The following is a 12,942-nucleotide window of genomic DNA, read 5'->3' as shown; positions in this document are numbered from 1 at the left end:
TCACGGCGCAAGCCTGCACGAGGCATCCATCGTCCGGGATGTCGAGGGAGAACGCCTTCGTATCACGAGCCGATCGTCACTCCCCCAGTGGCGGCTCGTCGAACGAAGAATCGCCGGGCAGTCCGGAGGTTGCCCGACCATTCCCGAATCGAGAGTGTCGTCCATTGCCTGGAATCAAAGCGGACGATGCGCCTGAGCGATGCGGCCAGACCCAGGTTCGGGAGCCCGCTGTCGGCCAGCAGCGGACATTGAAATACGAACGACCCAAGTCTGACTTGGTTAGTCGAATTCACGCGAGCATGCATTGCTCGGGACCGGGCGGAGTTGTTCCGCCAATGTGCGCGTCTTTTCGTTCACGACCGTGCCGGTGTGAAGCGTCGATTTTCGCTCGATGAGCATGATCAGGCACTCGTCCGGTGCGCTGGGGTTGTGTCGCGTACCGGCGGGCACGACGAACAGATCGCCTTCATTGAGGACCACCGGCCCCGCTTCCATGTCGATGCGCAAGCAGCCTTTCAGGACAACGAAAAGCTCGTCTTCGCTCTCGTGGCTATGCCAGCCGATCGTGCCCTGGACTTTGGCGACCTTGACGTAGCTCTGGTCGAGTTCGGCAATGACGCGCGGCGACCAATGTTCGGTCAGCGATGCGGCGATGCCGCGTGGCGACAAGGCTTCAGGCATGACCGGCTTCCGGTTGCAGTGGCTTGAGCGTATCGACACGCCATGCCGCGCCGCCGATGAGACGATTCCTTCGCTTGGCCCAGTACAGCATGGCAGCGACGGTGACCGCGAGCATGACGATCGTGACGATGGAGCTTTCTGGACCGAACAAACCTCCTGTCAGCCAGACCGGGCCGCGATACTCGCCAACCATCGGTGCCATGCGACGCCAGTCTTCAATGCCTGACAGGGGCAATCCGGAGAGGATGATCGTGAAGTTCCACGCAGCGTGATTCGCTGCGGCGGCCCAGAGGTTGCGCGAAAGCACGAACACGAGGGTCCAGAGTGCACCGGTCAAGGTTACCGACACGATCATCGTGACCAGTTCCTGCATGCTGGCGCGGCCCTCGATATTTTCGAGATGACCGAACGCGAAAATCACGGACTGCAGACACAATGCCGGGACGGTGCCCCAGACGGTTTCTAGGATGCGGAAAAGGATGCAGCGGTAGGCGATTTCTTCCAGGGTCGCGGCAATCACGATCAGACCGCCGATGCCGAGCAGGCCGTGCTGCAGTCCATGGTAGGCGGTGATCTCATACGCCCCGAGCGCAAGCACCAACAGCATCGAAATCGCTATCAGCAGACCACCGGATGCGCCGCCGAGCATGACCGCGAGTGTCGCGGGGCGCAGTTCACTGGCATTGCGGTCTTCGACGATGCGGACGTAGGCCCAGTAAGCCAGCACGGCGGAAACGATAGTGCCGGTCCGCCGCACCAGGCTCGTGACGGAGTCGTCGGGATGGAATATGGCCTGTAGCCCCGGTAGCAACAGCATGCGGACAAACAGCACGGCACCGAACAGGGCGGCGAACGCCAAGAGCAGTTTCTTGGCAACGGCTATCACGAGCCGCAAATGGTGCACGGTGAGCTCCTGCGTCTGTCCCATGGATGACCGGGATATCGCGACGCGGGATAGCCCGAGTCGCAACCCGTGTCCCGCATGCTAGGTCAGTCAATAGTGCACGCAAATAGACATATCGGCATGGCGATCATGCATAATTGCATGCGAACAATCACACCACGTCGGCAGCCGATTTCGCATGGAATGGAGCGATTTACGCATCTTTCTGGCCATTGCCCGGGAAGGAACGCTGGGTGCCGCCGCCCGGAAACTGGCGCAAACGCAGCCAACCATGGGTCGACGATTGCGCGTCCTGGAAGACGCGCTCGGACACAAGCTTTTCCAGCGGACCAAGGACGGTTTCGTCCTAACCAACGAAGGCTCCACCCTGCTGGGTCATGCCGAACGCATGGAAGGGGAAGCGCTCGCAATTGAGCGTCGGCTTGTGGGGCAAACGCAGCAACTCGAAGGCCTGCTGCGAATCACCTCGTCGGATTGGTTCGGCGCACATATCCTCACGCCGGTGCTTGCGGAGTTTTCTATCCTGCATCCCCAGGTCAAGATCGAGTTGCTGACAGATGCGCGCTTCCTGAGCCTTTCCCGTCGCGAGGCCGATGTGGCGTTCCGCATCAGGCCATTCGATGAGCCTGACGTCGTCTCACGAAAGTTGTTGCACATGCGCTATGGCGCCTACCTGCGCCGGGGAATCGCCCATCCGATGGCGGGCGATGGCACCGGCAGTGCGTTGCTGGCGCTGGACGCCGCGTTCGCAGGGGTACCCGACGACAGCTGGCTGCAAACGATGTTGCCGAAAGCGCGCACGGTTTTCCGCAGCAACAGCCGCGACGTGCAGGCCAAGATGTGCGCTCACGGCGTGGGTATTGCGGTACTGCCGATTCCGTTGGCTGATGCCACCGCTGGCATCGAACGGATCGACTTGGGCACCGAGCCGCCAGGCCGTGATACATGGGTCGGTTATCACCGGGATCTGCGTCGACTGGCTCGCCTTCGGACATTGCTCGATCTGGTGATCGCGCGGCTTGCGAACTGATCATCGGGCAGGTAGAGAACCGCGCATGTCTGCTTTGGGCCTTGCACTCTCCAGCCGCAGCGCGGCGACGACATCGCGCCGCCCCGGGCAGCAGGCAAAGAAGCAGCGGATACCCACGCACGTGTCAAAATGAGCGGTCGCTCACCCCGCCTTCCCATGAAACCCAATACCTACGACTTTCGCCAGTTCCAGGAGGAACTCGCGGCACTGGATCGCAAGAACGCCAGCCCGGACAAGGTGGAGCGCACGCCGATGAAGGAATCCGGGCGAGCCCGTCTGCTTCGAGCGCGGGCGGAATTCCTCGCATTGCGCGAGCGCTACGGATTGAGCGTCGCCGACGTGGTCGCCTTCTTCCCGGAAGAGGAAGGGATAACGTACCTGCAGGGTCTCATCGCCGAACAAGACGCGAAGTCCAGGCGCCGATCGAAGAGCTCGAAGTAACTCCGCCTTCTACGGCGTGGCTGAGCGAAGGGCCGTGGGCCGCTTCCCGTCGTTGGCAAATGCCGCGGATCGCGAGCGAGCTTTCTTCGGCTCGGCTCCGGTGGCGATCGGCAGCCCGCCTGGCGAGGCCGGGCGATTCCATTCTTTCCACACCGGCGCGATCCGGCCGGAAAACTGGTGGGCCCACCAGGACTCGAACCTGGAACCAAGGGATTCGCGTGATCCGGTCGTTTCCGGCCGGCGCGGACTATCTCTTCACCCGCAGCTCGCGCTGGTGGGGTGCGGGACGCTCTAGCCTGTGATCAAGGGCGCTGCAGCCCTCAGGTAGTCTCTGCACCTTCCGGCGGTGTACCGCCGGCTCGGCTCAGGGTTGCCATCGGCCGAACCGTGAAGGGTTCCCTGAATTCATCCCGTTCTCGTCCGCAGCTTTCGCCGCGGCGACACCTTTTCGATGAGTCCCCTGCTCTAACCATTGAGCTATAGGCCCGTGCGCCGATCATAGGCGAGGCATGGCACGCTCGCCAGCCTTCCACCCTGCTGACAGTCCGTTGTCAGCAGCCCTCGCCTACGCTGCCGCTCCCCTCGCAAGGAGTGTGCAGATGAACACTGAAGCCATCGCCCGACGCCTCGTCGAACTGTGTCGTCAGGGCAAGTACGAACAGGCGCAGGACGAGCTCTACGCCGACGACGCCGTCAGCATCGAAATGGACGGCCTGCCGCCGGACATGGCGCGCGACACACGCGGCCTGGAGGCGATTCGCGAAAAGGGCCGCCAGTTCAACGCGACCATCGAAGCGATGCACGGCGGCAGCGTCGGCGACCCGATCGTGACCGGCAACTGGTTCTCGCTGGTGATGACGATGGACGCCACGTTCAAGGGACGCGGCCGCGTCGACATGCGCGAGATCTGCGTGTACCAGGTGCGCGACGGCAAGATCGTGCGCGAGCAGTTCTTCTACGACGTCGACTGAGCGCGGGTCCGTCGCCCAAGAAAAAAGGGCGGGCCAAGGCCCGCCCTTCCATGCGTGTCTACCTTCGACCGGTCACTCCAGATCGAGGAACGAACGCAGCTGCTCGGAGCGGCTCGGGTGGCGCAGCTTGCGCAGCGCCTTGGCCTCGATCTGGCGGATGCGCTCGCGCGTGACGTCGAACTGCTTGCCGACCTCCTCCAGCGTGTGGTCGGTGTTCATGTCGATGCCGAAGCGCATGCGCAGCACCTTCGCCTCGCGCGGCGTCAGGCCGGCGAGCACGTCGCGCACGGTTTCCATCAGGCCGATGTTGGTGGAGGAATCCACCGGCGAGACGATCGCCGAGTCTTCGATGAAGTCGCCCAGGTGCGAATCCTCGTCGTCGCCGATCGGCGTCTCCATCGAGATCGGTTCCTTGGCGATCTTGAGCACCTTGCGGATCTTGTCCTCGGGCATCTCCATCTTCACGGCCAGCTCGTCCGGCGTCGGCTCGCGGCCCATTTCCTGCAGCATCTGGCGGCTGATGCGGTTGAGCTTGTTGATCGTCTCGATCATGTGCACCGGGATGCGGATGGTGCGCGCCTGGTCGGCGATCGAGCGCGTGATGGCCTGGCGGATCCACCACGTGGCGTAGGTCGAGAACTTGTAGCCGCGGCGGTATTCGAACTTGTCGACCGCCTTCATCAGGCCGATGTTGCCTTCCTGGATCAGGTCGAGGAACTGCAGGCCGCGGTTGGTGTACTTCTTGGCGATCGAGATCACCAGGCGCAGGTTCGCCTCGACCATTTCCTTCTTCGCGCGGCGCGCCTTGGCCTCGCCGATCGACATCGCGCGGTTGATTTCCTTGATGTCGGCCACGCCCAGGTACAGCGCGGCCTCGATCGCGATCAGCTTCTCCTGCTCGGCGACGATCGCGTCGCGCTGCGCCTTGACCGCCGGCGACCACTTCTGACGCTTGCGCGCCAGTTCGTCGGCCCAGTCGACGTTGGTCTCGTTGGACGGGAACAGCTTGAGGAAATCCTTGCGCGGCATGCGCGCGTGCTTGATGCACAGGTCGCCGATGACCCGCTCGTGATGGCGGATGTTGTTGACGACGTCGCGCAGCTTCTTGACGAAGCTGTCGATCATGATCGCCGGCAGCTTCAGCTTGAGGAACGCCTCAGCCATCTCGTCGCGCAGCTTCTGCGACTTGCGGTCGGCCGCGCCGTACTTGTCGGCGGCCTTCTGGAACTTGCCGTAGATCGTGCGCAGCTCGTCCATGCGGCGCGCGACCTCGGCCAGGTCCAGGCCGGTGTCGGCGGGATCGGACTCGTCGCTGCCGTCGGCCTCGTCCTCGTCTTCCTCCGCATCGGCCTCGCTCGCCGCCTCGGCGATGACCACTTCCGGCTGCTCCTGGTCGGCGAAGCCGGCGAGCACCTCCGACAGGCGCTTCTTGCCCTCGGTGTGCTGGTCATACTCCTCGATCAGCAGCTGGATCGACCACGGGAAGCTGGCCAGCGCCGACTGCACCTGGTTCAGGCCTTCCTCGATGCGCTTGGCGATGGCGATCTCGCCCTCGCGCGTGAGCAGCTCGACCGTGCCCATCTCGCGCATGTACATGCGCACCGGGTCGGTGGTGCGGCCGACTTCGGCGTCGACCGCGCTGAGCACGGCCACGGCTTCCTCGGTGGCGGTGTCGTCGTCGGTGGCGACCGGCGTTTCCGGCATCAGCGTCTCGGTATCGGGCGCAACCTCGTGCACCTCGATGCCCATGTCGTTGATCATGCCGATGATGTCTTCGATCTGCTCCGGATCGACGATGTCGTCGGGCAGGTGGTCGTTGACTTCGGCGTAGGTCAGGTAGCCCTGCTCCTTGCCCTTGATGATCAGGGTCTTGATCTCGGACTGCTGCTCCTGGTTGTGTTCGGCGGCCATGTGAGGTTCCGGTAGCTCTGTACGGCAAAGGAAAGAAAGTATAGGAGCCGCGTCAAGGGCGGTCCGGCGGGCGGCTCCAGCGGGCCCGGCCGGTGCCCGGTCAGGCGGGCGGACGGCCTCGGCGGCGCGTGCTTCCCGCCGCGCCCGACACGAATTCTTGCATTCGCGACCATCCCTCGCGGATCGGGCGGCCTTCATGCCGCGGTCGTCCGCTCAGTTCGCCTCGAGGCGGAACGTCACCGGTCCGTCGTTGACGAGATGCACCTGCATATGGGCACCGAAGCGGCCGGTTTCCACCCCCGGATGGCGCGCCCGGGCGAGTTCGACCAAGCGGTTGAACCAGCGTTCGGCTTCGGCCGGGACGGCGGCGGTCGAGAATCCCGGGCGCATGCCCGAGCGCGTATCCGCGGCGAGGGTGAACTGCGAGACCAGCAGCAGGCCGCCGCCGACCTCGGCCAGCGAGCGGTTCATGCGTCCCTGCGCGTCGGCGAAGACGCGATAGCCGAGCACGCGCTCGAGCAGGCGCTGCGTCTGCGCCTGCCCGTCGCCGGGCTGCACGCCGATCAGCGCCAGCAGGCCGCAGCCGATCGCGCCGACCGTGGCGCCGTCGACGTCGACGCGCGCCTGGCTGACGCGCTGGATCAGGGCGATCATGGCGGACTCCGCGGCCGGGCGGGACATCGTCCCCGACGTCCCGCGATGCGGTCAATGCGTCCGGTACGGTCGCTACAATCGCCGCCGCCATGAAATCGCCCCCTCTCGCCTGGCCGGTCGCGCTGCTCTACGGCAGCCTGCGTCTCGGCGCCCGCCTGCCGCTGTCGCTGCTGCACGCGTTCGGTGCGCTGCTCGGTCGCCTGCTCTGGCGGATTCCGGGGCGCACGCGTCGCATCATCGACCGCAACCTGTCCCTGGTACTAACGCAGGACGGCACCCAAACCAGACACGCGCGCTGCCGCGAGGCGGCGATCGAGACCGGCAAGTCGTTCTGCGAGATCGCCAAGATCTGGGGCAGCGACCCGGCCGACGCGCTGGCCCTGATCCGCGAGACGCGCGGCGAGGCGCTGTTCCACGAGGCGCTCGCCGCCGGGCGCGGCCTGATCGTGGCCGCCCCGCACCTGGGCTGCTGGGAACTGCTGAACTACTGGCTCGCCAGCCGCACCCCGCTGGCCATCCTGTACCGCGCGCCGCGCCACGACTTCGTCGAACCGCTGCTGCTGAAGGTGCGCGGCGCGCTGCCGGTCGAGCAGGTGCGCGCCGAGGGCGCCGGCGTGCGCACGCTGTACAAGCGCCTGAGTGCCGGCGGCGTCGTCGGCATCCTGCCGGACCAGCAGCCGCGCGCCGGCGAAGGCGTGGCGGCGCCGTTCTTCGGCGTGCCGGCGGCGACGATGGTGCTGCTGCCGCGGCTGGCCCAGCGCACCGGCGCCTGCGTGCTGTACAGCTTCGTCGAACGCCTGCCGCGCGGCGCGGGCTTCCGCCTGCATTTCCTGCCGGCGCCGGCGGAGCTGATGGATCCCGACCTCGAGCGCGCCTGCGCCGCGCTGAACCGCGGCGTCGAGGACTGCGTGCAGCTCGCCTTCGCGCAGTACCAGTGGTCGTACAAGCGCTGGCCGACCCAACTGGTGGACGAACTGCTGGCCGCCCGCGGACGCGGCTAGGCCGACCCGCCCGACTCGCCGGCGGCCTTCAGCCGCTTCAGGAACACGCCCATCTCCTTCGCCGCCTGCACGTCGCCGCGCCGCTGCGCGACGTCGATGCCGCGCTCGAAGGCCGCCGCCGCCGCGACCGGGGCACCGCTGTCGGCCAGCGCGCGGCCGAGCAGCTTCCACGCCGCCGAATACTCCGCATCGAACGCGACCGCCTCGCGCAGTGCGACCGCGGCGCCGGCGGCGTCGCCGTTGCCGAGCAGGGCCTGGCCGAGCGAGAAGCGCAGCAGCGCGCCGTCGCGCGGACCGCCGATCTGGGCGCGCAGGCGCGCGATGAAGTCGGTCGTCATGGCGCCATCATCGCGCGCTTGCCGGCGCGGCGCAGCCTGCTACCGCTTGCGCCGCTTCGCCGCGACGAGGCGGTGCACGTCGTGCGTGACCGCGCCGACGCCCGGATCGGGCCTGGCGAAGAATTCCGGGTGCTCGAGCGTCTGCTGCATGTCGGCCAGCCCCGCCGCCCAGTGCTCCTGCATCGTGCCGTAGCCGAACGCGTAGTCCTTGAACTGCTCCTCGTACGGCTTGGCCTGGTAGATCAGGTGCACGATATTGAACACGCGATCGCAGATCCACGGCTCCAGCGCGTCCATCAGTTCCGGCGCGCGGCGCTCCTTGGGCACCTCGCGCAGCAGTTCGCCGATCGCGTTGCGCAGTCTCTGCAGGCGCGCGACCGCGTCGGTGCCGAAGCGGGTGCGGCTGGAGAACTGCACGTCCTTCTGCCGTTCGAGCACGTCCATCAGCGTCCTGGGCAGATCGCCGCGCGCGCTCCACAGGTCGACCTGGAACACCAGGCTGTCGCGGCGCGGCGTGCTGGTCAGCACGTGGTCCAGCGGCGTGTTGGAGACCAGGCCGCCGTCCCAGTACGCCTCGCCGTCGACCTCCACCGCCGGGAACGCCGGCGGCAGCGCGCCGGAGGCCATCACGTGCTCGGGCCGGATGCGATCGCGGGTCGAGTCGAAGTAGCGGAAGTTGCCGTTGGCGACATTGGTCGCGCCGATCGACAGGCGCACGCCGTCGTCGTCGTTGATGCGGTCGAAGTCGACGAAGCGCTCCAGCGATGCCTTCAGCGGCGCGGTGTCGTAGAAGCTGGTCGCCTTCGCGCTGCCGTCGCGGAACAGGAACGGCGGCTGCGCGCGCGGACTGAAGAAGCCGCGCTGGCCGTAGGTGAGCGCACCGAACGCGCCGACCGTATTGGCCCAGGCCGCCAGCGCATGGCTGGCCGGCAGCCACGCCAGCGCGCTGCGCACCACCGCGGCGGCGGGCCCGTAAGAGCCGACCGGTTCGCAGATCGTGTTCCAGAACTCGCGCAGGCGTTCGACGCGATGCTCCGGCGCGTTGCCGGCGAGAATCGCCGCGTTGATCGCGCCGATCGAGGTGCCGGCGAACCAGTTCGGGCGGACGCCGGCCGCGTGCATGCCCTCGTAGACGCCGCACTGGTACGAACCCAGCGCGCCGCCGCCCTGCAGCACGAGGGCGACGATCTGGTAGTCCTGTGCGCCGGCGGCCGGACTGCCGGCCGGCTTGGTCTTCGTGCGCCGCGGCGGGGCGGCTGTCTCGCGTACCGCGCGCCCTCCGGCGGTCCGGCGCGTCGCCGCGCCGCGCGCGCGTCGCCCGCTCATTGCATGAACCAGCCGTGGCTGACGACGAGGCTCTGCCCGGTCAGCGCGTTGGTTTCGAAGCCGGCGAAGAACAGCGCCGCGGCGGCGACGTCGTCGACCGTCGTGAATTCGCCGTCGACCGTCTCCTTCAGCATGACGTTCTTGACCACTTCGGCCTCGGAGATGCCCAATTCCTTGGCCTGCTCGGGAATCTGCTTCTCCACCAGCGGCGTGCGCACGAAGCCCGGGCAGATCACGTTCGCACGCACGCCGTGCTCGGCGCCTTCCTTGGCGACGACCTTGGCCAGGCCGATCAGTGCGTGCTTGGCGGCGACGTAGGGCGCCTTCAGCTTCGACGCTTCCTTGGAATGCACCGACCCCATGTAGATGATCGCGCCGCCCTTGCCGCGCTCGTACATCGCGCGCAGGCAGGCGCGGGTGGTCAGGAACGCGCCGTCGACGTGGATCGCCATCAGCTTCTTCCAGTCCGCGTAGGCGAACTTGTCGACCGGATTGACGATCTGGATGCCGGCGTTGGAAACCAGGATGTCGACCTGGCCGAACTGCTTGACCACCGCGGCGACGCCGTCGTCGACTTCCTGCTCGCTGGTCACGTCCATCTTCACGCCGAACGCGCGGGCGCCTTTCGCCGCCAGTTCCTGCGCGGTCGCGTTGGCCGCCTCCAGGTTGATGTCGGCGATGGCGACGGCCGCACCGGCGTCCGCATAGACCTCGGCGATGCGCTTGCCGATGCCGCTGGCCGCGCCGGTCACGATCGCCACTTTTCCGTCGAGTCGCATGGTTTCATCCTTTTCTGATTGGCGCGGCACGACGCCGCGAATGGGAAATACGGCAGCCGCGCGAAACCACAAGCGCCGATGAACCGATGTTCATGCCCTGCAAGAACCAGCGGTGATCCACGCCTCTGCTCCATTTGAAAAGTGCGGCCACGGATGGCCGCGTCGAACCGTCCGCAGCAGGGATCCATTTTCCTTCATCACGTCCCTTCCCGCCCGACCGGCGCCACCGGCATCTACCCCGAACCCAAAGCATGCGAAGGCGAATGCTTCACTTGAAAAGTGCGGCCAAGGACGGCCGCGTTGGACCATCCGCAGCTCGGATCCACTTTCCTTGGTCGCGACTCTTCCCGACCGAGGCGATCAGGGACGATCGCAAAAAAAAAGCGCCGCGCGTTGCCGCAACGGCGCCAATTGGAGTGTGAATGAAACTGATGGATATGACCGGTCGATGACGCGGAAGTTCCGCGCCGCAGCAAACGCCAGCTGAACGAGTGCCCGAATGGCCGTCTTCACGGCTCGGTCGAAAGCTCGTCCAGACGCGCGCGGTAGACGCCGCTCAGGCAGGCGGCCGCCGCATCCGGGCAGGCGCCGTCGCGCCGCTGCAGCCAGCGGCGCTGCGCCGCCCGGATCTTCTGCTTGTCCGCCTCGCCCTCGATCGCGTCGAGGCGGAGGCCGTAGGCCTGCGCGACTTCGCGATCGAGCCGCGCCAGCGCCGGATCGGCGCAGACCGCGCGCTCGACCGGCGTCGCCGCCTTGCCGCAGTCGAACGAGGCCACTGCCGCACGACGGTCGGCGCGCAGCACGCCGTCGAGCGCCGCCAGCGGGACGCGCACCTCCTGCGGCCCGGCCGCGTACGCGGCGACCTGGTACGGCGGGAACTGGATCTTCAGCGCATCGGGCAGCAGCAGGAAATTCTCGAAATTGATCCAGTCCGGCCCGGCGCCGCGGCGGATCCACTGCGCGTCACTCAGGCCGTCCGGGCCACCCAGCTGCTTGTCGAGGTCGGCCACCGCCAGCGTACTGAGCCGGGCCAGACCCTTGCGGCCGTCGAGGATCTGCGCGAGGTCGACGCGCCGCCCGTCCGGCAACAGGTAGTTGAATGTCCGGAACGTGTGGTTGCCGTGCGCGCCGCCGGTGTAGGTGGATTCGGTAAACGACAGCGCCAGCACCTCGGCGTCGTTGCGCTCGACCGTGTAGGTGATGTCCAGCGTCCACGCCCCCAGCGGGGAACCCGGCTCCGGCGCGGCCTGCTTCTTGAACTGCGCCACTTCCGCGTCGATCCAGGCCTTGATCTCCGCGTCGATCGGCGCGATGGCGGTGGCCGGGTAGTCCGCGGCGATCTCGTAGGCGGTCGATTTCGCCTCGACCTTGCGCTCCTCGATCTTCAGCGCTTGTGCCGCGTGCGCGTGCGCCTGCGCCTGCGCCGCGAGGATCGTCGCTGCGGCCAGCACGGCTTTCATCCTTCCGAACGTCCAACGCGCCATCGTGTCGTTCTCCTTCTACTCCCGCGCGCCGCCGCGCGGGTCGATGTCCAGATCCTTCAGCTTGCGGTACAGGTGCGTGCGCTCCATGCCGACCGCCTTGGCCAGCTTGCCGACGCTGCCGCCGGCGGCGTCGAGCTGGTACAGCAGGTAGGCGCGCTCGAACTGCTCGCGCGCCTCGCGCAGCGGCAGGCTGAAATCGATCGCCGGTGCGCTGCCCGCCGCCGCTGCCGGCACGGTGGCAGTGGCGACCTGGCCGAGTGCGAGCTCCACCTCGTCGAGCCCGACGTCGCCGCCGCTGCCCAGCACCAGCAGGCGCTGCACAAGGTTGCGCAGCTCGCGCAGGTTGCCGGGCCAGACGTAGTGGCGCAGGCGGTTCTGCACCGCGACCGGGAAGTGCCGGTACGGCAGCTTGTCGCGGTTGGCGAACCAGTCGGCGTGGTAGCGCAGCAACTCGGGAATGTCGTCGCTGCGCTCGCGCAGCGGCGGCACCGTCAGCGGCACCACCTTCAACTGGTAGTACAGCTCCTCGCGGAAGCGTCCGGCCGCGACCAGCGCCTCCAGGTCGTGCGCGGTCGCCGCAATCACGCGCGCGCCGATCGCGACCGGCTCGTGGCCGCCGCAGCGGATCAGCGCGCGGCGCTCGATCACGCTGGACAGGCGCAGCTGCAGTTCCGGATCGAGATCGGCGACCTCGTCGAGGAACAGGGTGCCACCGTTGGCCTGCTCGATCAGTCCCTGCTGCAGGCCGTTGGCGTCCTCCGCGCCGAACAGCGCGATCGCCGCGTGCTCGCGCGCGATCGCGCCGGCGGCCACGGTGACGAACGGGCCGGCGCGGCGCGTGCTGCGCTCGTGCAGGGCGCGCGCGAGCGTTTCCTTGCCGGTGCCCGGCTCGCCCTGCACCAGCACGCCGGTGTCGTGCGCGGCGAGCTTGTCGATCTGCGCGCGCAGCGCCTGCGTCGCGCGACCGGAGCCGACCAGCTCGGCCGGCGCCGGCAGCTGGCGGCGCAGCCCTTCGTTCTCGCGCTTGAGCCGCCCGGCTTCGAGCGCGTGCCCGACCACCAGCAGCAGCTTGGTCAGCGAAATCGGCTTCTCGATGAAGTCCCAGGCGCCCAGGCGCGTCGCCTCGACCGCCGTCTCGACCGTGCCGTGGCCGCTGATCATGACCACCGGACACGGCAGGCCGCCGCGCTCGTTCCATTCGCGCAGCAGGCTGATGCCGTCCAGGTCGGGCATCCAGATGTCCAGCAGCACCACGTCCGGCTGGCGGCTGCGGCGCGCCTCGCGCGCGGCGGCGGCCGATTCGGCCAGGTCGACGGCGTAGCCCTCGTCCTCGAGGATGTCCCCGATCGTGGCCCGGATGTCCGGTTCGTCGTCGACGACGAGGATGCGCGCGGCCGCCATGCAGTCTCCACCGGATGTTGC

General features: G+C 67.4%; 13 protein-coding genes. 4 read left to right on the top strand and 9 right to left on the bottom strand.

Annotated features, from left to right (window positions below; genetic code table 11):
* Positions 1–279: 279 nt before the first annotated feature.
* Together ACFO6Q_RS07600 and ACFO6Q_RS07595 are read right to left on the bottom strand one after the other, a co-directional pair.
* The gene (locus ACFO6Q_RS07600; RefSeq protein WP_380020015.1) at positions 280–681 is read right to left on the bottom strand and encodes a cupin domain-containing protein; all 402 of its coding nucleotides are present in this window, start codon (positions 679–681) and stop codon (positions 280–282) included.
* A complete protein-coding gene (locus ACFO6Q_RS07595) occupies positions 674–1,609 on the bottom strand; it encodes a CPBP family intramembrane glutamic endopeptidase (RefSeq protein ID WP_380020013.1) in 936 nt (311 codons plus the stop codon). The genes ACFO6Q_RS07600 and ACFO6Q_RS07595 overlap by 8 nt, the downstream gene beginning before the upstream one ends.
* Before the next feature lie 154 nt (positions 1,610–1,763).
* Between ACFO6Q_RS07595 and ACFO6Q_RS07590 the strand changes: the two genes are divergently transcribed.
* From ACFO6Q_RS07590 to ACFO6Q_RS07580, 3 genes are all read left to right on the top strand, one after another.
* Complete coding sequence (locus ACFO6Q_RS07590) at positions 1,764–2,615, top strand: LysR family transcriptional regulator (RefSeq protein ID WP_380020012.1); 852 nt, start codon at positions 1,764–1,766, stop codon at positions 2,613–2,615.
* 156 nt (positions 2,616–2,771) lie between these two features.
* Positions 2,772–3,056 (top strand): 2-hydroxyacyl-CoA dehydratase, encoded by a 285-nt coding sequence (locus ACFO6Q_RS07585; RefSeq protein WP_380020011.1) that lies wholly within the window; start codon positions 2,772–2,774, stop codon positions 3,054–3,056.
* Between the two features lie 599 nt (positions 3,057–3,655).
* Complete coding sequence (locus tag ACFO6Q_RS07580; protein WP_380020010.1) at positions 3,656–4,027, top strand: SnoaL-like domain-containing protein; 372 nt, start codon at positions 3,656–3,658, stop codon at positions 4,025–4,027.
* A 72-nt stretch (positions 4,028–4,099) separates the two neighbouring features.
* On the opposite strand, the gene rpoD is transcribed toward ACFO6Q_RS07580, so the two are convergent.
* On the bottom strand, positions 4,100–5,938 hold the full coding sequence (gene rpoD / locus ACFO6Q_RS07575) for an RNA polymerase sigma factor RpoD (RefSeq protein WP_380020009.1): 1,839 nt from the start codon (positions 5,936–5,938) through the stop codon (positions 4,100–4,102).
* A gap of 213 nt (positions 5,939–6,151) precedes the next feature.
* On the bottom strand, positions 6,152–6,592 hold the full coding sequence (dtd, locus tag ACFO6Q_RS07570) for a D-aminoacyl-tRNA deacylase (RefSeq protein WP_380020008.1): 441 nt from the start codon (positions 6,590–6,592) through the stop codon (positions 6,152–6,154).
* A gap of 89 nt (positions 6,593–6,681) precedes the next feature.
* On the opposite strand from dtd, the gene ACFO6Q_RS07565 reads away from it, so the two are divergent.
* On the top strand, positions 6,682–7,593 hold the full coding sequence (locus ACFO6Q_RS07565) for an LpxL/LpxP family acyltransferase (protein ID WP_380020007.1): 912 nt from the start codon (positions 6,682–6,684) through the stop codon (positions 7,591–7,593).
* On the opposite strand, the gene ACFO6Q_RS07560 is transcribed toward ACFO6Q_RS07565, so the two are convergent.
* From ACFO6Q_RS07560 to ACFO6Q_RS07540, 5 genes are all read right to left on the bottom strand, one after another.
* Positions 7,590–7,931: a tetratricopeptide repeat protein gene (locus tag ACFO6Q_RS07560; RefSeq protein ID WP_380020006.1), complete on the bottom strand. Its 342-nt coding sequence runs from the start codon at positions 7,929–7,931 to the stop codon at positions 7,590–7,592. The genes ACFO6Q_RS07565 and ACFO6Q_RS07560 overlap by 4 nt on opposite strands.
* Positions 7,932–7,970: 39 nt before the next feature.
* Positions 7,971–9,257, bottom strand: a complete 1,287-nt coding sequence (locus ACFO6Q_RS07555; RefSeq protein WP_380020005.1) for a DUF3734 domain-containing protein — start codon at positions 9,255–9,257, stop codon at positions 7,971–7,973.
* Positions 9,254–10,036, bottom strand: a complete 783-nt coding sequence (locus ACFO6Q_RS07550) for a 3-hydroxybutyrate dehydrogenase (protein WP_380020004.1) — start codon at positions 10,034–10,036, stop codon at positions 9,254–9,256. The genes ACFO6Q_RS07555 and ACFO6Q_RS07550 overlap by 4 nt, the downstream gene beginning before the upstream one ends.
* A gap of 509 nt (positions 10,037–10,545) precedes the next feature.
* The gene (locus ACFO6Q_RS07545; RefSeq protein ID WP_380020003.1) at positions 10,546–11,496 is read right to left on the bottom strand and encodes a DUF3298 domain-containing protein; all 951 of its coding nucleotides are present in this window, start codon (positions 11,494–11,496) and stop codon (positions 10,546–10,548) included.
* 39 nt (positions 11,497–11,535) lie between these two features.
* The gene (locus ACFO6Q_RS07540) at positions 11,536–12,921 is read right to left on the bottom strand and encodes a sigma-54-dependent transcriptional regulator (protein ID WP_380020002.1); all 1,386 of its coding nucleotides are present in this window, start codon (positions 12,919–12,921) and stop codon (positions 11,536–11,538) included.
* Positions 12,922–12,942 lie beyond the last annotated feature (21 nt).

It is taken from the genome of Dokdonella ginsengisoli (assembly GCF_042652785.1).
Taxonomy (GTDB): Bacteria; Pseudomonadota; Gammaproteobacteria; order Xanthomonadales; family Rhodanobacteraceae; genus Dokdonella_A; species Dokdonella_A ginsengisoli.
The sequence above is the reverse complement of the archived record's forward strand: the minus strand, read 5'-3'. Positions and strand labels throughout refer to the sequence as shown.

Excerpts from the sequence above, each read along its gene's own strand:
- ACFO6Q_RS07600 (WP_380020015.1), bottom strand. The coding sequence starts at position 681 with ATGCCTGAAGCCTTGTCGCCACGCGGCATCGCCGCATCGCTGACCGAA.
- ACFO6Q_RS07595 (WP_380020013.1), bottom strand. The coding sequence starts at position 1,609 with ATGGGACAGACGCAGGAGCTCACCGTGCACCATTTGCGGCTCGTGATA.
- ACFO6Q_RS07590 (WP_380020012.1), top strand. The coding sequence starts at position 1,764 with ATGGAATGGAGCGATTTACGCATCTTTCTGGCCATTGCCCGGGAAGGA.
- ACFO6Q_RS07585 (WP_380020011.1), top strand. The coding sequence starts at position 2,772 with ATGAAACCCAATACCTACGACTTTCGCCAGTTCCAGGAGGAACTCGCG.
- ACFO6Q_RS07580 (WP_380020010.1), top strand. The coding sequence starts at position 3,656 with ATGAACACTGAAGCCATCGCCCGACGCCTCGTCGAACTGTGTCGTCAG.
- rpoD (WP_380020009.1), bottom strand. The coding sequence starts at position 5,938 with ATGGCCGCCGAACACAACCAGGAGCAGCAGTCCGAGATCAAGACCCTG.
- dtd (WP_380020008.1), bottom strand. The coding sequence starts at position 6,592 with ATGATCGCCCTGATCCAGCGCGTCAGCCAGGCGCGCGTCGACGTCGAC.
- ACFO6Q_RS07565 (WP_380020007.1), top strand. The coding sequence starts at position 6,682 with ATGAAATCGCCCCCTCTCGCCTGGCCGGTCGCGCTGCTCTACGGCAGC.
- ACFO6Q_RS07560 (WP_380020006.1), bottom strand. The coding sequence starts at position 7,931 with ATGACGACCGACTTCATCGCGCGCCTGCGCGCCCAGATCGGCGGTCCG.
- ACFO6Q_RS07555 (WP_380020005.1), bottom strand. The coding sequence starts at position 9,257 with ATGAGCGGGCGACGCGCGCGCGGCGCGGCGACGCGCCGGACCGCCGGA.
- ACFO6Q_RS07550 (WP_380020004.1), bottom strand. The coding sequence starts at position 10,036 with ATGCGACTCGACGGAAAAGTGGCGATCGTGACCGGCGCGGCCAGCGGC.
- ACFO6Q_RS07545 (WP_380020003.1), bottom strand. The coding sequence starts at position 11,496 with ATGAAAGCCGTGCTGGCCGCAGCGACGATCCTCGCGGCGCAGGCGCAG.
- ACFO6Q_RS07540 (WP_380020002.1), bottom strand. The coding sequence starts at position 12,921 with ATGGCGGCCGCGCGCATCCTCGTCGTCGACGACGAACCGGACATCCGG.